Source organism: Vibrio echinoideorum, assembly GCF_024347455.1.
In the GTDB taxonomy this organism is placed as follows: domain Bacteria; phylum Pseudomonadota; class Gammaproteobacteria; order Enterobacterales; family Vibrionaceae; genus Vibrio; species Vibrio echinoideorum.
Map to the genome: position 1 here is coordinate 1,292,363 of NZ_AP025483.1, position 24,106 is coordinate 1,316,468.

At 44.1% G+C, this 24,106-nt stretch carries 18 protein-coding genes and 4 tRNA genes; 14 read left to right on the plus strand and 8 right to left on the minus strand.

The annotated features are described in order from the left end of the window. The first annotated feature begins 61 nt into the window (after positions 1-61). Positions 62-829, plus strand: a complete 768-nt coding sequence (locus tag OCV36_RS05960) for a nucleotidyltransferase family protein (protein ID WP_135454675.1) — start codon at positions 62-64, stop codon at positions 827-829. Positions 830-962: 133 nt separating this feature from the next. Here OCV36_RS05960 and OCV36_RS05965 read toward each other — a convergent pair whose 3' ends face one another. Further along, entirely contained in the window at positions 963-3,326 is a 2,364-nt protein-coding gene (locus OCV36_RS05965; RefSeq protein WP_135454677.1) for a DNA polymerase II, read from the minus strand. 426 nt (positions 3,327-3,752) lie between these two features. Here OCV36_RS05965 and uvrY point away from each other — a divergent pair, with 426 nt between their 5' ends. The 10 genes from uvrY to nspC all read left to right on the plus strand — a co-directional run bounded on the left by uvrY (position 3,753) and on the right by nspC (position 13,814). Continuing rightward, positions 3,753-4,397, plus strand: coding sequence for a UvrY/SirA/GacA family response regulator transcription factor (uvrY, locus tag OCV36_RS05970; RefSeq protein ID WP_010438064.1), 645 nt, complete (start codon positions 3,753-3,755; stop codon positions 4,395-4,397). Between the two features lie 15 nt (positions 4,398-4,412). Then, entirely contained in the window at positions 4,413-6,245 is a 1,833-nt protein-coding gene (uvrC, locus tag OCV36_RS05975; RefSeq protein WP_102554277.1) for an excinuclease ABC subunit UvrC, read from the plus strand. 46 nt (positions 6,246-6,291) lie between these two features. Beyond that, positions 6,292-6,849 (plus strand): CDP-diacylglycerol--glycerol-3-phosphate 3-phosphatidyltransferase, encoded by a 558-nt coding sequence (gene pgsA / locus OCV36_RS05980; protein ID WP_135454679.1) that lies wholly within the window; start codon positions 6,292-6,294, stop codon positions 6,847-6,849. Positions 6,850-7,115: 266 nt separating this feature from the next. Continuing rightward, a tRNA-Cys gene (locus OCV36_RS05985) sits at positions 7,116-7,189 on the plus strand. A 49-nt stretch (positions 7,190-7,238) separates the two neighbouring features. Then, positions 7,239-7,314 (plus strand) — tRNA-Gly (locus OCV36_RS05990). 80 nt (positions 7,315-7,394) lie between these two features. Then, positions 7,395-7,481 (plus strand) — tRNA-Leu (locus OCV36_RS05995). Between the two features lie 36 nt (positions 7,482-7,517). After that, positions 7,518-7,593 (plus strand) — tRNA-Gly (locus OCV36_RS06000). Between the two features lie 665 nt (positions 7,594-8,258). After that, entirely contained in the window at positions 8,259-11,210 is a 2,952-nt protein-coding gene (locus tag OCV36_RS06005) for a pyridoxal phosphate-dependent class III aminotransferase (RefSeq protein ID WP_210114703.1), read from the plus strand. Between the two features lie 8 nt (positions 11,211-11,218). Beyond that, entirely contained in the window at positions 11,219-12,469 is a 1,251-nt protein-coding gene (locus tag OCV36_RS06010; RefSeq protein WP_135454681.1) for a carboxynorspermidine synthase, read from the plus strand. Positions 12,470-12,680: 211 nt separating this feature from the next. Further along, entirely contained in the window at positions 12,681-13,814 is a 1,134-nt protein-coding gene (nspC, locus tag OCV36_RS06015; protein WP_135454683.1) for a carboxynorspermidine decarboxylase, read from the plus strand. A gap of 86 nt (positions 13,815-13,900) precedes the next feature. Here nspC and OCV36_RS06020 read toward each other — a convergent pair whose 3' ends face one another. Beyond that, positions 13,901-14,413: a glycine cleavage system protein R gene (locus OCV36_RS06020; RefSeq protein ID WP_017072992.1), complete on the minus strand. Its 513-nt coding sequence runs from the start codon at positions 14,411-14,413 to the stop codon at positions 13,901-13,903. A 298-nt stretch (positions 14,414-14,711) separates the two neighbouring features. After that, positions 14,712-15,623 carry a DUF3943 domain-containing protein gene (locus OCV36_RS06025; protein ID WP_029224766.1) on the minus strand — a complete coding sequence of 304 codons (912 nt, stop codon included), beginning with the start codon at positions 15,621-15,623 and terminating at the stop codon, positions 14,712-14,714. 209 nt (positions 15,624-15,832) lie between these two features. Between OCV36_RS06025 and OCV36_RS06030 the strand changes: the two genes are divergently transcribed. Then, positions 15,833-17,071, plus strand: coding sequence for a CinA family nicotinamide mononucleotide deamidase-related protein (locus OCV36_RS06030; protein ID WP_135454685.1), 1,239 nt, complete (start codon positions 15,833-15,835; stop codon positions 17,069-17,071). 188 nt (positions 17,072-17,259) lie between these two features. Here OCV36_RS06030 and OCV36_RS06035 read toward each other — a convergent pair whose 3' ends face one another. From OCV36_RS06035 to OCV36_RS06045, 3 genes are read right to left on the minus strand one after another with little or no spacing between them, the layout of a single operon-like run. Next, positions 17,260-18,105, minus strand: a complete 846-nt coding sequence (locus OCV36_RS06035) for a dimethyl sulfoxide reductase anchor subunit family protein (protein WP_135454687.1) — start codon at positions 18,103-18,105, stop codon at positions 17,260-17,262. Between the two features lies 1 nt (position 18,106). After that, positions 18,107-18,727: a DMSO/selenate family reductase complex B subunit gene (locus OCV36_RS06040; RefSeq protein WP_016789263.1), complete on the minus strand. Its 621-nt coding sequence runs from the start codon at positions 18,725-18,727 to the stop codon at positions 18,107-18,109. 11 nt (positions 18,728-18,738) lie between these two features. Beyond that, a complete protein-coding gene (locus OCV36_RS06045) occupies positions 18,739-21,177 on the minus strand; it encodes a DmsA/YnfE/YnfF family dimethyl sulfoxide reductase (RefSeq protein ID WP_135454689.1) in 2,439 nt (812 codons plus the stop codon). A gap of 198 nt (positions 21,178-21,375) precedes the next feature. Here OCV36_RS06045 and OCV36_RS06050 point away from each other — a divergent pair, with 198 nt between their 5' ends. Further along, positions 21,376-21,942: a TorD/DmsD family molecular chaperone gene (locus tag OCV36_RS06050; RefSeq protein ID WP_135454691.1), complete on the plus strand. Its 567-nt coding sequence runs from the start codon at positions 21,376-21,378 to the stop codon at positions 21,940-21,942. Further along, positions 21,942-22,457 carry a ferredoxin-type protein NapF gene (gene napF, locus OCV36_RS06055; RefSeq protein WP_135454693.1) on the plus strand — a complete coding sequence of 172 codons (516 nt, stop codon included), beginning with the start codon at positions 21,942-21,944 and terminating at the stop codon, positions 22,455-22,457. The genes OCV36_RS06050 and napF overlap by 1 nt, the downstream gene beginning before the upstream one ends. Before the next feature lie 213 nt (positions 22,458-22,670). Here the strand turns inward: napF and yfaE are convergent, their stop codons facing one another. Together yfaE and nrdB are read right to left on the minus strand one after the other, a co-directional pair. Then, positions 22,671-22,949: a class I ribonucleotide reductase maintenance protein YfaE gene (gene yfaE / locus OCV36_RS06060; RefSeq protein WP_017632068.1), complete on the minus strand. Its 279-nt coding sequence runs from the start codon at positions 22,947-22,949 to the stop codon at positions 22,671-22,673. Next, positions 22,949-24,082 (minus strand): class Ia ribonucleoside-diphosphate reductase subunit beta, encoded by a 1,134-nt coding sequence (gene nrdB / locus OCV36_RS06065; protein WP_017072983.1) that lies wholly within the window; start codon positions 24,080-24,082, stop codon positions 22,949-22,951. The genes yfaE and nrdB overlap by 1 nt, the downstream gene beginning before the upstream one ends. Between the last annotated feature and the right edge of the window lie 24 nt (positions 24,083-24,106).

The following is a 24,106-nucleotide window of genomic DNA, read 5'->3' on the forward strand; positions in this document are numbered from 1 at the left end:
AAGTCACCTAAGCGATCATAGAGTCATAGTTAAATCATCACTTTATTTACCGAAACGACCTATGCAGCTACCTGTTATTGACCCAACACAGCCTTTTCAACCTGAATTTCAACCTGTGGTTAACGATCTGATTACCTTTTTAAAAGGTGGGTTAGGCTCGAACCTACACAGTGTCTATATCTATGGCAGTGTGGCACGTAAGCAAGCCGTAGTCGGTCGCTCCAATCTTGATGTGGTTGTGGTGACCCATCGCCCTTTTCCTGATCAACGAACCACGCTGTTGAACACCATTAAATGGCGCTTTCAAAAAAGCTTCCCACAGGTGGCTCAAGTCGCAATCAAAACAACGTTAGTGAGTGAGATAGTCGATTTCGACAACATATTCACATGGGGCTTTATGCTCAAGCATTTAGCGGTATGTGTACACGGTGAAGATTTGTCAGACTGCTACGGTGATTTTGAAACGAGTTGGGAGATTGCTAAGCATTGGAATATGGATGCTGAAAACTGGTTGGCGGTCTACCGAAATAAAATCGTTCGAGCTACAGTGCCCGAACAACAAATAGCAGCACAGGTGATTATCGCCAAGAAGCTTTTAAGAGCGAGTTACTCTTTGGTAATGTATCGTGATAAATACTGGTTTGATGATCCCGTTGAATGTGGCCAGCAGTTCTTGAAGTATTACCCAGATAAAGAAGTCGAAATCCAACGATTAGGTATCTTACTGTCTGGAAGGGCGATCCCTAAACGATCGGTGATCGGCATTTTAGATGGTTTTGGTGAGTGGTTGGTTAAGCAGTATCAGAAAACTGAGTTTCGAATCGGGTAGGGCTTCGTAAGCTATCCATTGATGTGTAAAAGCAGAGCGAGTTAAGCACTCCTCTGCTTTTTTCGTTTTGATGTCTGGCTCGAGTTTTAATTGGTATCTCGAGTCTAATGTCGCCTCGAAAAGATAATTCAATCTAGAACAGACCTAGCTGCTGCCCGCTAACTCTTTCAAAATCTAACCCTATAAACGGCAGAATCGCTTCTGCTACTGGTTTAATTTGCTTGTCGATGTAATGTTGATAATCGATACCACTCTTCAGATATTCCTTGGGCTCAGGGCCACTCAGCGTAATCAAATATTCAATACGTCCTTTGTTTTGGTATTGAAGCGGACGGCCAAGCTTGGCATTGATCTCGTCGGCCAATCTTGCTGCGCGAACCTGTGGCGGAATATTCTTTTGGTATTCATGCAACTTACGGCGCAAGCGTTTTTGATACACCAATAAATCATCGTATTTACCAGCAGCGGTTTTATCGACAAATTGTCTGACATAGTCCGTTGGATCTTGGTCGTGAAACACCATCTCATACAAGGTTTGCTGGAATTGCTGTGCAAGAGGAGTCCAATCAGTTCGGGCACTTTCAAGGCCTTTGAAAATGATCTTCTCTTGGTCACCTTGATTGATTAGGCCAGCATAACGTTTTTTTGATCCTGTCTCAGAGCCTCTAATCGTCGGCATTAGAAACTTGCGATAATGGGTCTCGTATTCCAATTCAAGTATTGAGGTGAGGTTGTAGACTTCTTTCAGGTGATTCGTCCACCAGTCGTTGATGTAAGCGACTAATGTGTTTCCGATCTCATCTGCTTTTTTCTGATCATAACTGCCATTTAGCGATACGAAGGTTGAATCGGTGTCGCCATAAATTACTTGATAGCCTTTGTCTTCGATTAGAACCTTAGTTTGCTTCATGATTTCATGCCCGCGCATGGTGATAGAGGAAGCGAGTCGTGTATCAAAGAAACGACAACCAGAAGAACCAAGCACGCCATAGAAAGAGTTCATGATGATCTTAATCGCTTGAGAAAAAGCTTTCTCATTGTTTTTCTTTGCAACATCACGCGCTGCCCAGAGGTTTTCGATCATCTCTGGTAAAAAGTGCTTAGAGCGGTGGAATTGGCCGCCTCGAAACCCTTCAACGGCTTGGTTTTCGGCGGGGCCAAGTTCTAATTTTAAACCTTCAATAAGCCCCATTGGGTCAATCAGAAATGAACGAATGATCGATGGGTATAGGCTTTTAAAATCGAGAACCAAAACCGAATCGTAAAGGTTAGGTACAGAGTCCATTACATAGCCACCAGGGCTAGCGATCCAATTTTCAGGCTCTAAATTAGGTGCGACGTAGCCCGCTCTGTGTATCTGAGGCATGTATAAATTAGTAAATGCCGCAACAGAACCACCAACACGATCAAGTTCAACGCCGGTTAATCGGGAGCGTTCAATAGCAAAATCGAGTAGGTGAGTGTGTTCGAATATACGGTTAACTAGCACACAATCTTGCAGGTTATATTTGGCGAGCGATGGTTTATCGAACTTAAACATTCGGTTGATCTCGTCCATGCGATCGTGAACGTTATGAATGTCTTTGCCTTCGCCGAGTAATTCTTGTGATACCGACTCTAGAGACCATGAGCGGAAGTGATAGGTTGCCGTCTTAAGCATATCGATGCCATCCAACACAACACGCCCTGGAATAGTGATAAAGCCTTGCTGGTTTTGTGCAGAACTACGGAAAAAACTCGGTTGGTTGTCTCTGCCGATATTGAGTTTTACTTCGTTCCACTCTGAACGTTTGTGCAGCAGCCTAAAGTCGAAATCGATAACGTTCCAACCAATGATGATGTCAGGGTCAAACTCGGAGAACCAAGTAATCATGGCTTCCAGTAGCGCCTTCTCATTAGCAACCCATTGGATATTGGTATCTGCTTCTTGTGGCTCGCCAATCATTATCACTCGGCTGTCCATCGGGCTGTCTAGGCCGATGGAATAAAGCACACCTTTTTCCGAGCACTCAATATCAAGCGAAACCACAGACAAGTTTGGCAAGTAATCGCCAGCTCGGCATTTTGCGTTCGAAACTCTGAGGTGCTGTTTTTTTTGAGTGATAGCGCCTGTGAATTCAATACTGCCCTTGATAAAGCGTTCCATTAAGAAACGATCAGCGAGTCGAATATCACTTTCAAAGGTTTGAATCTCTTCACCGTTAAAGGCTTGAGCTAACCCGAAGCTACTTCTCGATAATGAGGTGTAACAAGCGGCTAAAGGGATTTGATCGAATGTGGCTAGTTCTAGAGACTTGAATTGGCAATCGATCGACTCTTTCGCTGCGATTGCCTGACATTCTTCAACATCAGATTGAGCGACGAAAAATACCGGTTTTTCATTTTGAATCGTCAGCAGAGTTGGGCCTTGAGGCGAGCTTAACCACAAGTCAATTTGGGTACGCCCTGAAAAGTCTCTCGCTTGTCTTGTGAGTACAAAGCCTTGCTGAATAACCAATGTAGTAACCTATTGAAATTGGGAATCGAATACTACCATCTAGCGGCTCTCTGCGCACAACAGGCAACCAAAATAGTAACTAAATTCCAAATAACAGCGACAAATAACGGGACTCCATAAGCAAAAAAGTGAAATTTTCGCGAATGGTTATTCAATGGTGTTGAAAATATCTTTATCTTGTGTAATTTTATTGGGTGTTGTTTTAACTGATTGATTTTTACCAAAAGCTTGTTGTTTTAGTTGGCTTATTTATAAATAAGTACTTGCTAAAGTTCGTGTTTCAGCACATATTCAACAGAGCTTTTTTTAAGTAATTAAGTTAAGATGTACTCGATGCTGCGATCCACTGTTTCTTTGTTCAATTGTTTCAAACAGATGAAACGACACAGTGGTTGCAGAGCCAATTAATAGTGTGGAGATACAAGTTTGATAAATGTTTTCCTTGTAGATGATCACGAGCTGGTTCGCACAGGGATACGACGTATTATTGAAGACGTCCGTGGAATGAACGTAGCAGGGGAAGCTGAAAGCGGTGAAGATGCTGCAAAATGGTGTCGTACTAACAATACTGACGTTATTTTGATGGATATGAATATGCCTGGTATTGGTGGCTTAGAAGCAACCAAGAAAATCTTGCGTTTCAACCCTGATATTAAAATCATCGTTTTAACGGTTCATACGGAAAATCCGTTTCCAACTAAAGTGATGCAAGCTGGAGCTGCTGGTTACCTTACTAAAGGGGCAGGTCCGGATGAAATGGTAAATGCTATTCGAATGGTCAACAGCGGCCAAAGATACATTTCGCCAGAAATTGCGCAGCAGATGGCTTTGAGCCAATTCTCGCCTGCGTCTGAAAATCCATTCGCAGACCTATCTGAACGTGAACTTCAAATCATGATGATGATAACCAAGGGTCAGAAAGTGACGGATATTTCGGAACAACTCAATCTAAGTCCTAAAACAGTCAATAGTTACCGCTACCGTTTATTCAGTAAACTGGATATCAGTGGTGATGTAGAGTTGACGCATTTAGCGATTAGACATGGAATGTTAGATACTGAGACCCTTTAACACTGAGATCGTATAGTGACCAACTTGTTTGACTCAGTCTCATTCCTCAAGACAGTAACAGAGCAGCCTGGCGTTTATCGGATGTATAACGCCGAGGCTGTTGTTATCTACGTCGGTAAAGCTAAGAACCTCAAAAAACGCCTTTCTAGCTATTTCCGTAAAAAAGTCGATAGTGAAAAAACACGAGCTTTGGTCAGTAATATTGCCAAAATTGATGTCACTGTAACGCATACGGAAACAGAAGCTCTTATTCTTGAGCACAACTACATCAAGCAGTACCTGCCGAAATACAACGTACTTCTGCGTGATGATAAGTCGTATCCCTATATTTTTATTAGCGGTCACAAACACCCTCGTTTGTCGATGCATCGTGGTGCTAAGAAGAAAAAGGGTGAATATTTTGGTCCTTATCCCGATTCCGGTGCTGTGCGTGAGACGCTACACTTAATACAAAAAATCTTTCCTGCTCGTCAGTGTGAAGATACGGTTTATGCCAACAGAACTCGCCCATGTTTGATGTATCAGATTGGTCGTTGTGCTGCGCCTTGTATCAGCTCGATTATCTCAGATGAAGAGTACAGTGAGCTTATCGCTTACGTTCGTCTCTTCCTGCAAGGGAAGGATAAGTTAGTACTTGAAACACTCATCGATAAGATGGATAAGGCAAGCCAAGAACTTCGTTTTGAACAGGCCGCCGCTTTTCGTGATCAAATCCAAGCTATTCGACGCGTTCAAGAACAACAGTACGTATCTGACGACTCAATGGAAGATATGGATGTACTGGGGTTCGCACAAGAGAATGGTGTAGCTTGTATTCATATCTTGATGATTCGCCAAGGTAAAGTCTTAGGGAGTCGAAGCCATTTCCCTAAAATTCCCAACAATACGGTGCGAGAAGAGGTCTTTTCGAGCTTTTTAAGTCAGTATTATCTTGCTCATAATGAAGCGAGAACGATTCCAACTCGTCTGATTCTTAATGCTGACTTGATGGATGATGTTACGCCTATTCAAGAAGCCTTATGCGAAGTTGCGGGTCGAAAAATCTATTTCAATACCAATCCTTCTGGCACTCGAGGTCGCTACCTTAAGTTATCGAATACCAACGCATTAACTGCCATTACAACTAAAATTAATCATAAGATGACGATCAATCAGCGCTTTAAGGAGCTTCAAGAAGTGCTGTCAATGGACGTTATCAAACGCATGGAATGTTTCGATATCAGTCACACTATGGGTGAAAGTACGATTGCTTCTTGTGTGGTGTTCAATCAAGAAGGACCCGTGAAACCGGAATATCGCCGCTACAACATCACTGGTATTACCGGTGGTGATGATTACGCTGCGATGGCTCAGGCCCTTGATAGACGTTATTCAAAACAACTGGATGTGGATAAGATCCCAGACATCATCTTTATTGATGGTGGTAAAGGTCAGCTTAATCGTGCTCATGAGATCATTTCTCAATATTGGGATGATTGGCCATTTAGACCAAGAATGATGGGCATTGCGAAAGGTGTGACCCGTAAGCCAGGTTTAGAAACCTTAGTAACCCTTGAAGGGGAAGAGTTTAATCTACCTAGTGATGCGCCAGCGCTACACCTTATCCAACATATCCGTGATGAAAGTCATAATCATGCGATAGCAGGGCATAGGGCAAAACGCGGAAAAACACGCAGGACAAGCGCTTTGGAAGGAATTGAAGGAGTAGGACCTAAACGTCGTCAAGCTTTGCTGAAATATATGGGTGGCTTACAAGAACTTAAGCGTGCAACTGTCGAAGAAATAGCCAAAGTACCGGGCATTAGTCATTCTTTGGCAGAAAACATTTATCAAGCATTGAAACAATAGTAAAAATCCCGCACCATTAAAGCGCAATTAATAAGAGCCCAATAATATGCGTTTGAATATACCTAACATTTTGTCCTTACTGAGACTATTTTTGATCCCAGTATTCGTTGTTGTTTTTTACCTACCTTACCATTGGGCTCCTTTTGCTGCTGCAATGGTGTTTTGGGTAGCGGGTTTTACTGACTGGCTAGATGGCATGCTGGCTCGTAAACTCGGGCAAACGTCTCGTTTCGGTGCCTTTATTGACCCTGTAGCGGATAAAGTGCTGGTTGCTACGGCTCTTATCTTGATGACTGAGCATTACCACTCGATTTGGATAACTATTCCTGCAGTCACCATGATAGCTCGTGAAATTATCATTTCAGCGCTTCGTGAGTGGATGGCAGAAATCGGTAAACGTGCAAGTGTTGCTGTATCTTGGGTTGGTAAGGTAAAAACGGTTTCTCAAATGTTCGCGTTATGGGTGCTTATTTGGCGCTATGACGATTGGATGATTTGGGTTGGCTACATAGCACTCTATGTTGCTACTATCCTGACTTACTGGTCTATGGCGCAATATTTGATGGCAGCCAAAGACGATTTGTTAGACGAAAAATACCATTGATGAAGAAGCGAGCTGAGGCTCGCTTTTTTGATCTTAAACCTAAGGTTAAGTTATCAATAGTGGTTACCTAATGTGATATAGGTCTCCTTTGAAGAGCCTGTTCACAGTGTGCTTTGTGCATAAAGTCAGCTATTTGGCCTGTTTCGTATGAATTCTATTCAAACGAATTAAAAATACAAAAATAATATTGACTCAATCCTCTGAATCCGTAGAATGCATCCCGTACCCAAGAGGATGGCAATAAGCGATTCGATTGGAGTTACTAAGGCGCCTTGGCAGAGTGGCTATGCAGCGGATTGCAAATCCGTGGACCTCGGTTCGACTCCGGGAGGCGCCTCCATTCTCTCTTTATCTTTTTAAAAGAAGAGGTAAGTAAGAAGAATGAAAATGCGATACTAGCTCAGTTGGTAGAGCGCAACCTTGCCAAGGTTGAGGTCATCGGTTCGAACCCGATGTATCGCTCCAAAATTTGTAATGTTGATTGGCGTCAGCATTAAGATGGTGTTTTACTTTTCAGTAATCGGCATCGCAATAAAGAATTGCGTGCCCTGGTGGTGGAATTGGTAGACACAAGGGATTTAAAATCCCTCGGCGTTCGCGCTGTGCCGGTTCAAGTCCGGCCCGGGGCACCATCTATTAAAGTTTACGTCTTAACGGATGTAGCAAATGCGATACTAGCTCAGTTGGTAGAGCGCAACCTTGCCAAGGTTGAGGTCATCGGTTCGAACCCGATGTATCGCTCCAAATCAAGAGGCCCGAACAGAAATGTTCGGGCTTTTTTGTTTTTGCTGTATCTGTTTTTTTCTCATCTCCCGAACTCTTCTTGTTCAACCCCTGAGCTTAGATTGGTGATATTTAAATCAATCACCTAATCAAATCTAGTATTTATAAAGCGATTATTAAAAACTATTGATCGTTCGTTTCACTTTGTGTTACTTTCCTGCGCAATCTCGGAATGACCGATGTTCAAAAAGAGCAGAGATTACTTCTGGGGGATACGCGTAGTGACCATTCTTGCTGATTGGGACATTACGTAGGGTAGGTATCGGCTAATCCTTTAGCTGATAGACGGGATACTTATGGCGCAATTCGCCATGCTAATGGGAAACCCAACATTGAATACACTAATAACAACATTGCTAATCAGCTCTGCATTTCCAAAAGGGCCAGTTCTTCATAGCTGTCCGATACTGCAAAAATGTCCAATTCTTCAAAACAGTAGCATTACTGAACCTTGAGCTCGCGCTAACTAATTTTTGCTGTCCTAAGACGGCCTAATTTCGTATTCGTCATTTGACTTATGCGAGCGTACAGCTATATCTCATTTCTAGACAATACGCGTGTTTCACGGTGAACTCTCTCAAAATCAGCAGAGGGTTAGTGTGTCATTGCGTCTGATGGAGATGAGTATGAACAGATTCAAGGGGACTTTTATGACTACCGCCTTTGAAGTCGATATTAATACTATCGCAAATTCATTTTCAACTATGGTTCCTATCGTAGAGGGAACTTATGACCTAACACCCGACGCTATTTTGCTTGAGCAAGAACAGCATGAATCGGATGTTCGCTCTTATCCAAGACGCCTACCTATTGCAATTAAGAGAGCATGTGGCGTTTTAGTTGAAGACACTCGTGGCCAACTCTTTCTCGATTGTTTAGCCGGTGCAGGTACACTTTCTCTGGGTTATAACCACCCTGAGATCAACCAAGCACTCAAAGATCAACTCGATTCAGGTTTGCCATACCAAACGCTTGATATCACGACGCAAGCGAAAGATACGTTTATCAAGCGAGTTAAAGCCTTTCTTCCTCAAGACTTTTCAACTAACTCGGTGATCCAATTTTGTGGCCCATCTGGCGCTGACGCTGTAGAAGCGGCGATCAAGCTCGCTAAGCAAACCACAGGTCGCAACACCATGTTTGCTTTTCGTGGCGCATACCATGGTATGACTAATGGCACCATGGGTATGATGGGCAACCTAGGTACAAAAGAACGTCGCAGCGGCTTGATGTCTGACGTACATTTCATGCCTTTCCCGTACAACCTTCGCTGTCCATTTGGCATTGGTGGTGAAGCGGGTGCCAACGCGAGTATTCGTTACATCGAACGTATGTTGAATGACGACGAGTCTGGCATCATGAAGCCGGCTGCTATGATTGTTGAGCCAGTGCAGGGTGAGGGTGGTGTGATTCCTGCTCCTGCATCTTGGTTACAAGGTCTACGTCGCATCTGTGATGAGCATGGTATCTTGCTTATTTTTGATGAAATTCAGTGTGGCGTTGGTAAAACAGGCCATCGCTTTGCGTTTGAAGAGTCAGGTGTTAACCCTGATATCTTATGCTTGTCTAAAGCTATTGGTGGCGGACTGCCTATGTCGCTTCTTGTATTTGATAAGAGCATCGATACATGGAAAGCGGGTGAGCACACCGGTACATTCCGTGGTAACCAATTAGCAATGGTATCTGGCGCTAAAGCATTAGAAATCATCGAGCGAGATGGTTTGGTTGAGCACGCGAACATCGCAGGCCAATATTTACGTCATGGACTAGAGAAGATTCAATCTCGCGTGAACTGTATTGCTGAAGTTCGTGGTAAAGGCTTGATGCTTGGCGCTGAGATCAAACGACCAAATGGTGAGCTTAATAAGTTTGGCGAACCACAATCAGACGGCGAGCTGACCCTAGCGATTCAACGAGCGGCATTAGAACGCGGTTTGATGGTTGAAAAGGGTGGTCGTGATGGTTCTGTCATTCGCTTCCTTCCACCAATGATTATCTCTTTCGAGCAAATCGACTTTGCATTGCGAGTGATGGAAGAAGCCATCATCGCAGCGGGTGGTGGTTTACAACAAGACCAAACACAAAGCGAAGAATCAAATCAGGAATGGAACAAGCATTTCATCCAGACGGGTTTAGGCGGTAGCGACGAATTCGCTAACGTGATGAACCAAACCACTCAGGCGATGAAAGCGGTTTTTGAACAGGTTGAAAAACCTTATTCGGGTTTAGATCCAAAAGTGCTAGAAGCAGCTATCAATGCTGTTGACCTCGATAATAACCAACACGCTTTGGTTGATGTTGTGGATAGCACAGCTGACTTAGTCGCAGCAAACTCCATCTTTGTACAACACCCACACTGCATTGCACACCTTCACACTCCACCTCTTATGGCTTCTGTCGCTGCGGAATCGATTATTGCTGCTTTGAATCAATCAATGGATTCATGGGATCAAGCATCGGCTGCGACCTATGTTGAACAACGAGTCGTTGATTGGATGTGTGAAAAGTATCAACTTGGCGAACAAGCTGACGGTGTTTTCACCAGCGGCGGCACGCAAAGCAATCTAATGGGCTTGTTGCTAGCGAGAGACTGGGTTGCCGATAAGCACGATGGTCATTCTATTCAAAAGTTGGGCTTGCCAGAGTACGCGAAGAAACTGCGTATCTTATGTTCAAAGAAATCTCACTTTACGGTTCAAAAATCCGCCTCTCTAATGGGATTGGGCGAAGCGGCAGTGTGCTGTGTTGATACCAATGCAAACGGCACTATTAAAGCTGACTTGTTAGATGCAGAAGTGAAAGCGCTTAAAGCTCAAGGGTTGGTTCCTTTTGCTGTGGTAGGTACTGCAGGCACAACCGACCATGGTGCTATTGATGACCTGGAAGCGATAGCTGATATCGCCAACCAACAAGGTCTTTGGTTCCATGTCGACAGTGCTTACGGTGGCGCGCTTATCTTAAGTAGCCATAAAGCTCGTCTGAAAGGCATCGAAAAAGCGGACTCAGTCAGCGTTGATTTCCACAAGTTGTTCTTCCAAACAATCAGCTGTGGTGCTGTGCTTCTCAAAGACAAAGCAAACTTTAAGTACCTACTGCATCACGCAGACTACTTAAACCGCGAGCACGATGAGCTGCCGAATCTAGTCGATAAGTCTATCGCAACCACCAAGCGTTTCGATGCACTGAAAGTCTTCATGACGATGCAAAGCGTTGGGCCAAAGCAACTGGGTGATATGTACGATCATCTCCTAGAGCAGACACTTCAAGTTGCTGACCTGATTCAGAAGCATGACGATTTTGAACTACTTGCTGAGCCATCATTGTCTACTGTGCTGTTCCGTTCGGTGCCTAGCAATGGGCCATCAGTAAACAGCGCTATGGATTTGGACAAACTGAATCAAACGTTAAGACTGGAAGCGCTGACTCGTGGTGTTGCCGTGCTTGGCGAAACGGTCGTTGATGGTAAAAGTGCGCTGAAATTCACTATCTTGAATCCGTGCTTAACGACATCAGATTTCAAATCTCTAATTAACAAAATTCAAACTTTAGCTATTGAGCTAGCAGAACAACAAGGGTAATTAAAACTATGGCTATTCTACAAATTGGTGCAGGCGGCGTCGGTTGGGTTGTTGCACATAAAGCAGCACAAAATAACGAAGTACTGGGTGATATCACGATCGCTTCTCGCACAATCGCGAAGTGTGAAAAAATCATCGAATCTATCAAGGGTAAAAACAACCTTAAAGATTCAACTAAGAAACTAGAAGCACGTTCAGTAGACGCTGACGATGTTGATGCGCTTGTTGCTTTGATTAAAGAAGTTAAGCCGGATCTAGTTATCAACGCTGGTCCTCCTTGGGTAAACATGGCGATCATGGAAGCGTGTTACCAATCGAAAGTCTCTTACCTAGATACATCGGTAGCGGTTGACCTATGTTCTGAAGGTCAACAAGTACCACAAGCTTACGATTGGCAGTGGGGTTACCGTGAGAAGTTCGCTGAAGCGGGCATCACTGGTATTCTTGGTGCTGGTTTTGATCCAGGTGTGGTATCAATCTTTGCTGCGTACGCGGTTAAGCACTTGTTCGATGAGATTGATTCAATTGACGTGATGGACGTGAATGCTGGCGATCACGGCAAGAAGTTTGCGACAAACTTTGACCCAGAAACCAACATGCTTGAGATCCAAGGCGATTCTTTCTACTGGGAAAACGAAGAGTGGAAACAAGTAGCTTGTCACTCTCGTATGCTTGAGTTCGAATTCCCTAACTGTGGCTCTCATAAAGTGTACTCAATGGCACACGATGAAGTTCGTTCAATGAAAGAGTTCATCCCTGCTAAGCGTATCGAATTTTGGATGGGCTTTGGTGATGCATACCTGAACTACTTCAACTGCATGCGTGATATCGGTCTTCTAAGCCCAGATCTGCTAACACTGCACGATGGCACGGTAGTTCAACCTCTTCATGTTCTTAAAGCACTACTACCAGATCCAACATCTTTGGCTCCGGGTTACACGGGCTTAACGTGTATCGGTACTTGGGTTCAAGGTAAGAAAGACGGTAAAGAGCGCAGCGTATTCATCTACAATAACGCAGACCACGAAGTGGCTTACGAAGACGTTGAGCACCAAGCAATCTCTTACACAACCGGTGTTCCTGCAATTACGGCTGCACTTCAGTTCTTCCGTGGTGAATGGGCTGACAAAGGCGTGTTCAACATGGAACAGCTAAACCCAGACCCGTTCCTTGCAACGATGCCTGAAATCGGTCTAGATTGGCATGTTCAAGAGCTAGAGCCTAAACAAGGTCTACCTCTGATCCACACTTTGAAGTAATTTCTGGTTCTTTGCCCTTGTCGTGTTGTCCATCGTGCTCATTTACGTTCGTAAACTCCGCGCGATGTCCTAGCGACAAGGTCAAAGCTCTGCGAATTACATCCAAAGCCATATGATGGACAAGAACGTATAATTACAAGCCGATGCATGAGCGTCGGCTTTTTTCGATTATCATGTGCCCTCGTTAAGTCGAGGGCAGCAAGGTATTAACATGCAAAACAACGAACTAAAAACGCCTTATTTCATGATCAACGAAGAGAAGTTGATTGCGAATTTAGAGATAGCTAAACAGCTGAAAGAGATTTCAGGTGTGAAGCTGGTATTGGCACTCAAGTGTTTTTCGACATGGGGTGTGTTTGACATCATCAAACCTTATCTCGATGGCACGACAAGCTCTGGCCCATACGAAGTAAAGCTTGGCCACGAAACCTTTGGTGGTGAAACGCACGCTTACAGTGTCGGTTACAGCGAAGATGACGTGAGAGAAGTCGCTGACATCTGCGACAAGATGATCTTCAACTCGCAAAGCCAGTTAGCGGCTTACCGTCATATTGTTGAAGGTAAAGCTTCACTGGGTTTACGTTTAAATCCGGGTGTGAGCTACGCAGGGCAAGACTTAGCAAACCCTGCACGCCAATTCTCGCGTTTGGGTGTTCAAGCTGATCACATCAAGCCTGAGACCTTCGATGAGATTAATGGCGTCATGTTTCACATGAACTGTGAGAACAAAGACGTCGATTCATTTATCGGCTTGCTTGATTCAATCTCAGAACAATTTGGTGAGCATTTAGATAAATTGGGCTGGGTGAGCATGGGCGGTGGTGTGTTCTTCACATGGCCGGGTTATGACATTGAGAAGCTGGGTCTTGCGCTAAAATCCTTCTCTGAAAAGCACGGTGTACAAATGTACCTTGAGCCGGGTGAAGCCATCATTACTAAAACGACGGATCTTGTCGTGACAGTAGTTGATATCGTAGAGAACGTGAAGAAAACGGCAATTGTCGATTCAGCTACCGAGGCGCACCGCCTAGATACGCTTATCTATAATGAACCAGCATCGGTATTGGAAGCGTCTGAAAATGGCAGCCATGACTATGTGATTGGTTCGTGTTCATGTCTTGCGGGCGATCAGTTCTGCGAAGCAAGCTTTGATGAGCCGTTGAAAATTGGTCAAAAGCTGCATCTGTTAGACAGTGCGGGTTACACCATGGTGAAACTGAACTGGTTCAACGGCCTTAAAATGCCTTCAATCTACTGCGAGCGCAGCAATGGCGAAGTTCAAAAGTTGAATGAGTTTGGCTATGAAGACTTCAAACGTTCTCTGTCACAGTGGTCAGTTAAGTAACTGAGTCATAGCTTCAGAATAATAAAAAGAGCAGCCGATGAGCTGCTCTTTTTGTTTTCTTGTTCTCACCGTTAAGCGTGATTCGTTTAACTCTCAATAATCACACGAGTATCTTCGCTGAGGGTTTCTAGTTCATTGACCACGTCATCGATTAGAACTTCAATTGGTAGTTTAACAGCGATCTTGGACGTAAATAGGCTTGAGCTAACGCCACCACCACCGGCGATGAAGACTCGGTGACAATCCATATCGAGAATGCTGATACCTTGCCTATCTAGGACATGTGTTACTTCGTTGACGATGCCAGCTCGGTCGTTAGAGTCGAGTCGCAAGTGGTGTATTGTATCTTGAACATTATGTATATGGTCTGAATCGACAAACTGTACAATGAGGTCGGCGTTGGCGCTAAAGGCGTCTTTCACTACCGATTCGTTAATGGCTGGAAGTTGAACTTTTAATACGCCTGCGACTTGGTCTTCAATAAAGTTAACTTTACTGATGAGCCATTTCCCGTCGTTTTCGTGAGTAACCGCAGCAAGTTGCTTGATTGTTGCTGGTGATGCTTTTCCGATGAAATTTACGATAAATGTACTGTTCATATCAGCCCCCAAAGTCTCAATTAATCGTTGCTAATTAAATGTTTGATATCACGCGATAAAGTTCTTTAATTTCAGTGTAGAAGTTTACATCGAACAATGTTTGACCTACGTCAATTTTTGAAACTAAGCTGCGGGGCAAAAAAAGAGAATGAAGAGTAGGGCACAAAAAAAGCGGCTAGAGAGCCGCTTTTTAGAAGAGTTATCGCTGTTATTTGTGATTCGGAAGCTTATCAAGCAACGAGTAAACGGCTGGGTAAGCTACTGAGTAAACAACTTAGCAAATAACGTGGAAGTTGGTTTAGAAGGTTACTTTGAAGTTCATACCAACAAACTGAGAATCATATCGTGCACCAGCATCGTAGGCGAATCGAGCAGCATCTTGGTTATCCCACCAAGGGTTAGTATTCAGGTTAACTTCTGCGTCACCACCCCAAGCATCACTTACCCAATAATGGATATGGCCAACAGGGTTTAGGAAGAATAGAGACACATCGCCCATGGTTTGAGAGCCCATCACTTCGCCACCAGAAGAGACAATATCTTGCTCCGCTTCTAGCATCAATTCACCGACAACAGCACCGAAGAATGGAGTGATGAAGAGATCTTGCCAAGACGGTACTTCAGCAAATGCTTCTACACCGTATTCCCAGAAGAATGTAGACATAGTCCAAGAGTACAAGAAAGACTCAAATTCATCGTAACCAGCGTGTCGAGCTGCGGTGTAGTAAACACCACCAAAGTATGGGTGCATGACGTAGTTCAGGAAGTGCTCGTCACGGTCCCATACAGGACCTTCAGAAACATTGTCCTTCCACTTCTTACCTAGCGCACTGATATCACGTTGGTCATCATCCCACTTAGTGATGCTTTCAGGTAGCATAGTCATTAGACCAACCGTTGCGACACTTAAACCAAGAATGGTGTAGGTTTGACCCATAAGGTAGTCCCAATCTTTGCCATCGCTAACGGTAAGATAGATAGGTTGTTTGTCGATCGAGAGATCGTACTGATCACTTGATTCGCTTAGTGCATAGTTCTTGCTAGGCTTGTAGGTGTACAAGCTTTCATTAACACAGTAGTCTTGAGCACATTCATCCGAGTAAGAAAGGTTGATTGGCTGGTCGAAGTCGTATTGGCTTGCAACCGAGTTAACTGACATTAGCATTGAAAATGCAGCAGTAACCTTCATTAATAACGGTGATTTGGCCACAAGGGTCTCCATGAGATGTTAAGAATTGATCAGGGTCACAATTATCTATTAAATGCCTGATTTAGGGAACTAATAATTTATCGCTTTTCCTAATAAAACCTTAGATTTAACATTATTAATATTTGTGAAAAGGCGAAATGTCTCAAATTCAACCATAGACCAGTTTGTAAATAATGCAGTGTCTTTTTATGACTACAAGGGATAGAAATATGACGAAAATCGCAATGTTAAGCACCGGTGAAGAAGTTCTTCATGGAGACATTGTAGACACAAACGCAGCTTGGATGTCTGCTGAGTTTTACCAGCATGGTTTTGCTCTGGCTAAACGTTCAACTGTGGGTGACCAAATGAATGCTCTGATCGAAGAACTTTTGATGCTGAGCTTTAACTATGATGTGGTTATCGTCAACGGTGGTTTGGGACCGACAACTGATGATATGAGTGCTGCGGCCGCTGCTGCTGCTTCAGAACAGAGGTTGGTTATGTTTCCTGAATGGCTTACTCGTATGGAAGAGATGTTTTCTGGACGTGATATGCCGATGCCTGACAGCAACCTAAAACAAGCGCTGTTGCCAGCTAGCTCAGAGATTGTTGATAACCCTGTAGGTACCGCTTGCGGCTTCAAACTACAAATCAACGATGCGACTTTCTATTTCACGCCGGGTGTACCGAGTGAGTTTAAGCGTATGGTGACGTTTGAGATTCTTCCTGATCTGTCGCGCACTTATCCTCAAGTGGTTGCGTCTGAATGCAGCCGACTGTTTACGTTTGGTTTATCTGAGTCAGGCATCTCTGACGTTCTGGACCAATTAAAGCTTCCTGAAGGCTATGAGCTAGGCTACCGCTCTTACTTGCCATTTATTGAGGTGAAGCTGTTTGGGCCAAAATCTGGGTTAGAAACTCGCGTTAAGTTAATGCAGATGGTTTACAAACTGTTAGAAAGTAACGTGGTAAGTGTTGACGAGCCGATGATTGATCACATTGGTCATATTATGGCTGAGAGAAAGAAGACCTTATCAGTATCGGAAGTGTCGACCAAAGGTGCGCTGTCGGCTTGGCTGCAATCGAATGAGCAGGTTGAAGATTGTTTTGGACACTCTTGGGTAATGGCTGAGCCCAAAGAGAGCGAGCTTGAAAAGAGTGACCCATTGGCGGCTACTTTTGCATTAGCTGGCGCAACAAGAGAAAAGTGCGGTACTGAATTAGCCTTGGTGACCGGTAAGTTGGAAGGCAACACATTCAGTATTGCGTTGTCGAGCGAAGCGGGTGAGTGGGGCCAAGTACTTGAGTTCTATCGCCAATATAATCGAGAAGACGCGCGTACCATTATCAAAACCGTTGCGGCAGATATGTTGAGAAGGCATCTAGATAACAAGCCGATGTTTGGTGATTACTCTTCACTAAAACGAGTGAAGGATATGTTTATTCCAGCGGCGATTCTCAAGTAAGCATTTAAGCTAGAGAACAAAGTTTCTACCCAACTAGGCTTCTAGCTAAATCTCAAACTAACGCTAGAACCGAGCGGTATAAAAAGGCCCCACGTCCAAATGGTTGCGGGGCCTTTCGTTTATCTAGCCTTCTAGATAAGCCGACAAACAGCGATGTTTACACGTAGCTCACGACTGTAAGAACTCGATTACAAACCGCTTGTCATATGTAGGCTGTAGAACAAACCACGGCCAATTAATTCTGAAGCTAAGAACAGTATCAGTGCTAAGCCTAGGTTTACTGGGTTCACTTTTGCTTTGTTCAGCATAGGTAGAATCCAAACCAGTAAGCTTGCCATCAACAATGCCACTTGAAGAATCACATAGCTGCCTAAACCGTCAACCAACTCAGATGCTTTTGCCGCTGAAGTTTGAATGTCACCGATTAGGTTCAGTTTTCCTACTGTCACAAGCAAGCTGATAGCAACTGCGATAACAGCCAGCATCGTGATGTTACGGTCAACCGTAAAGCGGCTGTCATTTGCGAATACCATCACGAACTGAGATAGCAGCAAGCCGCCCACAACCATCGTCATGATGAAGCTCAATGGTGTGTAGATGTTGTCCCATGTTGGTACTGTGTTGATCATGTATACGTTAATCATCGCGTACATGAAGATAGCGCCCAGCACCATAGCTGCAACCGTCAGTGCTTTTTGGATGGCAACGCCACCTTTCTTAAGCACAGACAATAGCCATTGTAGCCCGCCAACCGCGAAGAATGCCGCACCGAAGAACACTTCGTTAGACAACCAAGCTGAACCTAGTTGGTTAAAGGCATTAAACGCGCGCAGTGGAGAACCAAGATGCGTTGTTGAAAACATGAAACCAAGCCCCATTAATGCCCACAGAATGAACATTGGAACCTTGTAGCTGTTTAGTTTCTCTTCGTCATGCCCAAGTACCAGCGCGCGTGCGCCAATAAGTAAGTAACCACCCACTGCAGTTTGCGCCAGCACCGTAAAGAAGATCAAAGACCACTCATGAAAAATCATCTTACACCTCCTTCGGGTTTGCTAGGTGACCACTGGTATCGCCAGTAGGCTTCGCGTTTTTGTTCAGCTTAATCACGATGTTTGGCAGCGTTTCATTTGAAGATGGCAGTGGTGCTACATCTGCACCAGAGCCGTACTTCTCACGAAGTGTATTGATCTCACCAAACTCCAATGCACGAAGTGGGCAAGATTCAACACAGATAGGTTGTTTGCCTTCCGAAACGCGCTGGTAACAACCGTCGCATTTGGTCATGTGACCTTTCTTCGCATTGTATTGTGGTGCGCCGTAAGGGCACGCATTGCTACAGTGTTGACAACCAATACACACACTCTCGTCAACCACAACCAAGCCATCTTCGTCACGTTTGTGCATGGCACCTGATGGGCAAACTTTCACACACGCAGGGTTAGTACAGTGGTTACACGCAATAGAAAGGTAGTAAGAAAAGACATCTTTCTGTACCCAGGTGTCGCCATCTTGGGTGAAGCCACCACCGGCGTATTCGTATACGCGGCGGTAGTTCGTTTTGATATCTAGATCGTTATAATCTTTACAAGCAAGCTGACAGGTTTTACAACCCGTGCATTTACTTGAATCAATGTAAAAGCCGTATTGTTTCATTCCAACCTACCTTATGCTTTATTTAGCGCTTTGATTTGTACTAGGTTTGTATGCTGAGGATTACCCTTAGCAAGTGGACTCGGGCGCTGAGTGGTCAGCACATTAATAGAGCCCGCATGGTCGATCTTCTGACCATCTGGTGCATACCATGCACCTTCACCTAGTGCGACAACTCGAGGAAGGATCCTTGGTGTCACTTTTGCTGGAATATGAACTTCGCCACGGTCGTTGAAAATGCTGACCATGTCGCCATTTTTAATACCGCGCTCTTGAGCATCTATTGGGTTGATCCACAACTCTTGCGGTGCCGCTGCTTTGATTTCTGCAACGTTGCCATAAGTTGAGTGAGTACGAGCCTTGTAGTGGAAGCCGGTTAGCTGAAGTGGGTACTTCTCTGCTAGTGGGTCGTTGTGGCCTTCAAAAGAATCGGCGTAAATCGGAAGCGGGTGAATCACTTCGTCTTCTTTCAATTTCCAAGTCTTAGCGATATCAGCTAACTGCTCAGAATAGATCTCGATCTTGCCACTTGGTGTGGTCAGTGGGTTCGCTTCTGGATCGTTACGGAAGTCTTCGTAAGCGATGTAGTGGTGGTTGTAGCTACGTTTGTAGATACCCAGCTCTTTCATTTCTTCGAAGGTTGGAAGTGTTGGGTCGTTCTTACGAGTTTCAGCGTAAAGGTGTTCAACCCATTGCTCTTGTGTACGACCTTCAGTGAACTCTTTTTCCACGCCCATGCGCTTCGCTAATTGAGAACACATTTCATAGATAGATTTCGCTTCGAACTGAGGCTCGATCGCTTTCTGCGCGAAGATGAAGTAAGGCATGTTCGCCGCTTTACCATCCATACACCAGTCGTCTTGCTCTGATGTTGTTAAATCAGGCAAGATGATGTCAGCGTATTTCGCAGAAGACGTCATGTGGTTATCGACCACAACAATCATTTCACACGCACTTTCATCTTGAAGAATAGCGTGAGTTTTATTGATGTCTGAGTGCTGGTTAATAAGACAGTTACCCGCGTAGTTCCAGATCATCTTGATTGGGTTCTTAAGGCGCTCAGCACCGCGAACACCATCAGTTACGTCGGTCATTTCGTCGTGACGGTAAATAGCGTCTGTCCACATGAACATTGAAATAGAAGTTTCAACTGGGTTTGGCACGGTAGGGAAGCGAACAAATGGAATGTTGATGTCGCTTTCACGAGCGCCAGTAGAACCACCAGATACGCCAACTGAACCTGTCAGTAGTGACAGCATTGCGATTGCACGACAAGCTAGCTCACCGTTCGCTGTGCGTTGTAATCCCCAACCTTGGTGAATAGCACACGGTTTTGCTGTGCCCATTTCACGGCCAAGTTTGACAATCGTATCCACTGGAATACCCGTGATTTTTGATGCCCATTCAGGTGTCTTCACTACGCCATCTTCACCTAAACCTAGGATGTAAGATTTGTAGTCGCTGTTTTTAGGCGCTGATGCAGGCAGAGTTTTCTCATCGTAACCGACACAATATTTGTCTAGGAACGGTTGGTCGACAAGGTCTTCCGTGATCATCACGTGTGCTAGGCCGGCAACCAAAGCAGCATCAGTAGACGGGCGAATTGGGATCCATTGGTCTTCACGGCCACCAGCAGTATCTGTGTAACGTGGATCGATGATGATCGTTCTTGCGTTCGACTTGTTTTTACTTTCAACGTAGTGGTGGATCAAACCGCCGCCAGACATACGAGTTTCAGCTGGGTTGTTACCAAACTGGACATTAAGTTTCGTATTCTCTAAGTCAGAGAAAGAGTTGTTGTTTGCCCAACCACCGTAGGTGTAGCTCAAGCCTTTCGCGATTTGTGCCGTTGAGTAGTCACCGTAATGGTTTAGGTAACCACCACTTAGGTTCATTAAGCGTGCAATCAATGTTTGTGCGGGTGGCCAAGATCTAGTCACCGTACCACCAAGCGTACCAGTACCGTAATTTAGGTAAATGGTATCGTTGCCGTAGTCTTTGATAAGGCGTTGCATCGTGCCAGCAATTTCGTCGTAAGCTTCTTCCCAGCTAATACGTTTGAATTTACCTTCACCACGTTTGCCAATGCGTTTCATTGGGTATTTCAGGCGATCTGGGTTGTAAACACGGCGTCGCATAGAACGACCACGTAGACAAGCTCGAACTTGGTGATGACCGTATTCGTCAGTACCAGTGTTGTCGGTTTCTACGTATTTGATTTCACCGTTTTGCACATGCATACGTAATGGGCAGCGAGAGCCACAGTTTACAGTACATGCACTCCATACGATTTTCTCATCCACACTCTCAGCAACCGCAGCCGCTACTGGTTTGGATTTGAAAGGTAAAGCGATACCGCCCGCGAGTGCGGCTGCGCTACCTACCGCAGAAGAAGCTTTCATGAAGCCTCTTCGAGTAAGATTCATTACCCCAGATTCTTTCTTATTCGTCATTCTAAGATGCCTATTGTTATTGATGACTAGCACTTTATAGGTAGTTTAGTCTCTATGTTTTTATTTCTAATTATTGATTGATTGGCATCAAATAAGATCGGAATTAAAATATTATGAATCGAATGTATAAAATAGATCAAAGAATTCAATCGTATTATTTATATAATTGTCGTTAAACCAATTACGGTATAAATAAGAATGATTATTGATACGCATAAATTGCTCGGTTCATTATTTTATCAAGCAACTAATAAAGAACAGTTAATAGATATTGTTCAGGCCTTAGTAGAGAGCCAAGTTTTATCAGAAGATTGTTTACTGGCACTCCAAAACGAACAGGAAGATGCGCTCGCTGCAGAGTTTAGTCGACTGTTTGAAGGCGTTGGGGATATGCCAGCTCCGCCTTGGGGCTCTGTTTATCTCGATAAAGACCGTATTGTGTTTGGCGCATCGACTGTGGAATATCGACAGTTTTTAGAATTGAATCATATAGAGTTAGATACAGGCTTAAGAGAGCCAGAAGACCAATTTGGTTTAATGTTACTCGCTCATGCGTATTTGTTAGAAAATAATAATATTGATTCAGCGCGTGAATTACTTGAGCTTCATTTATTAACTTGGTCTTCTGTTTATTTAGAGAAATTTAATTCAGTATCAGAGTTATATTTTTATAAGAAGCTATCAAGTGATGTAATAGATTGGCTTAATAAATTAACATCTGAATGTAATTTAAACGTTGTTAATAAAAATATATATATCGATTGATGTCTGAACAAATAAATTCAAATAGGCGTGGTTTCTTAACTCGGCTCTCTAAACCGGTTAAAGCAGCTGCGAATTATGAAGATAAATCACAACGTTTGCATGCAAGGCCGCCAAGAGCTGTCGATGAGGTGCTGTTTGAGCGTCTTTGCGACGGTTGTAGTTTGTGCGAGCAAGTGTGTCCGAATAGCGTTATTGAGATGCTAGAGGGCGGTGCGCTGCTGAACTTAGATTACAACAGTTGTTCGTTGTGTGATAAGTGCAGCGAAGTGTGTCCTACAGGTGCGCTTCATCAAACGGTCACGCCCTATATCGACCTTAAGCCTAGCTTTGCTGATAGCTGTAACAACTACATGCAAATGGATTGCAATGCATGCCAGACCGCTTGTTCAGCGGGTGCTATACACATCGAAGTTGGGGAGTTGCCTATGTTAGCTCAAGATAAGTGTAATGGTTGTGGAGAGTGCCGAAGTGCTTGTTATATTGGTTCCGTGACTCTGAACCTGACTCAGCAGTAAACGTCTGGCTTGGTGTCAGAGGCCTAAAGACATGAATAGAAAAAGGGTCCGCATTCCTAGAGAAGGCGGACCCTTTTTAATACTTGTTATCTTTGAAGAAGCGTTGCTTTAAACCTAAAGCGTTTCAAAAATAAAGCGTTTGAACTTACGTGATTTTATCTAAAGTGAAACCAAACAAAATAAAACCAAGCAAGCGAACTTATGCCGAATGGGTTAGGCGCGTTTCTGCTTACTTCTGTGAATCACGTTACTCAGCGACAAATCGGTTTTTGCTTTGCAGATGCATGGCAAAATTTCATCACCTTGTGTGTAAGCCATAGCAAAACCAACGTACTCAACTTCACCTGAATCCAACGTGCAACGACAAGCGCCACAGTGCCCATCTCGGCAGTTGTATTCTGGTTCTAAGCCCGCTTGTTCCATTGTTTCCAATAGAGTATTCGACGGGTTAGATTCAATCGAAGTCAGCTTGTTGATTTTGATTGTTGGCATTACAGCTCAAATCCTTCAAAGTCATCAGCTTTTACTTCGTTGTCGATTTGACCAACTAGGTAAGAACTGATTTCAGCTTCTTGCGGAGCAACCTGCACGTTATCTGAAGATAACCATGCGTTAATCCATGGGATTGGGTTCGATGTTGCTTCTGGGTAAGCTGTACCTAGACCAACCGCTTGCATACGGATGTTCGTAATGTATTCAACGTATTGGCAAAGAATATCTTTGTTCAGACCAATCATAGAGCCATCTTTGAATAGGTATTCTGCCCACTCTTTTTCTTGCTCTGCTGCTTCTTTGAACAGGTCGAAACATTCTTGCTTACACTCTTCAGCGATCTGCATGAATTCGAAATCATCTTGACCGTTACGTAGCAAGTTGATCATGTGCTGTGTGCCAGTAAGGTGAAGTGCTTCATCACGAGCGATTAGCTTGATGATCTTCGCATTACCTTCCATTAGCTCACGTTCAGCGAATGCGAATGAACATGCAAAGCTCACGTAGAAACGAATCGCTTCCAGTGCGTTTACAGACATTAGACATACGTAAAGTTTCTTCTTCAGGTCGTGAAGTGAAATCTTAACGTTTTCGCCGTTGATGCTGTGATTGCCTTCACCGTAACGGTGGTAGTCAGCAGTTAGCTTGATTAGGTCATCGTAGTAAAACGCGATGTCTTTCGCTCGCTTCAGGATCTCTTCGTTTTCAACGATGTCGTCAAATACTACGCCTGGATCATTCACGATGTTACGGATGATGTGCGTGTATGAACGAGAGTGAATCGTTTCAGAGAATGACCATGTCTCAATCCAAGTTTCAACTTCTGGCAGTGATACCAAAGGAAGCAGGGCAACGTTAGGGCTGCGGCCTTGGATAGAATCTAGAAGTGTTTGGTACTTCAAGTTAGAGATGAAGATGTGCTTTTCATGCTCAGGAAGCTTGTTGTAGTCGATACGGTCGCTAGACACGTCTACTTCTTCTGGGCGCCAGAAGAAAGAAAGCTGCTTTTCGATCAACTTTTCGAAGATTTCGAATTTCTGCTGGTCGTAACGTGCAACGTTTACCGACTGACCTAAGAACATTGGTTCTTTTAATTGGTCATTTTTTTGTTGAGAAAAAGTACTGTAAGCCATAAATGCCTCAAATCCTTTAAAAGA

Coding starts and splice junctions, on each gene's coding strand:
- OCV36_RS05960 (WP_135454675.1), top strand. CDS start 62: ATGCAGCTACCTGTTATTGACCCAACACAGCCTTTTCAACCTGAATTT.
- pgsA (WP_135454679.1), top strand. CDS start 6,292: ATGCGTTTGAATATACCTAACATTTTGTCCTTACTGAGACTATTTTTG.
- OCV36_RS06005 (WP_210114703.1), top strand. CDS start 8,259: ATGAACAGATTCAAGGGGACTTTTATGACTACCGCCTTTGAAGTCGAT.
- OCV36_RS06010 (WP_135454681.1), top strand. CDS start 11,219: ATGGCTATTCTACAAATTGGTGCAGGCGGCGTCGGTTGGGTTGTTGCA.
- nspC (WP_135454683.1), top strand. CDS start 12,681: ATGCAAAACAACGAACTAAAAACGCCTTATTTCATGATCAACGAAGAG.
- OCV36_RS06020 (WP_017072992.1), bottom strand. CDS start 14,413: ATGAACAGTACATTTATCGTAAATTTCATCGGAAAAGCATCACCAGCA.
- OCV36_RS06030 (WP_135454685.1), top strand. CDS start 15,833: ATGACGAAAATCGCAATGTTAAGCACCGGTGAAGAAGTTCTTCATGGA.
- OCV36_RS06035 (WP_135454687.1), bottom strand. CDS start 18,105: ATGATTTTTCATGAGTGGTCTTTGATCTTCTTTACGGTGCTGGCGCAA.
- OCV36_RS06040 (WP_016789263.1), bottom strand. CDS start 18,727: ATGAAACAATACGGCTTTTACATTGATTCAAGTAAATGCACGGGTTGT.
- OCV36_RS06045 (WP_135454689.1), bottom strand. CDS start 21,177: ATGACGAATAAGAAAGAATCTGGGGTAATGAATCTTACTCGAAGAGGC.
- OCV36_RS06050 (WP_135454691.1), top strand. CDS start 21,376: ATGATTATTGATACGCATAAATTGCTCGGTTCATTATTTTATCAAGCA.
- napF (WP_135454693.1), top strand. CDS start 21,942: ATGTCTGAACAAATAAATTCAAATAGGCGTGGTTTCTTAACTCGGCTC.
- yfaE (WP_017632068.1), bottom strand. CDS start 22,949: ATGCCAACAATCAAAATCAACAAGCTGACTTCGATTGAATCTAACCCG.
- nrdB (WP_017072983.1), bottom strand. CDS start 24,082: ATGGCTTACAGTACTTTTTCTCAACAAAAAAATGACCAATTAAAAGAA.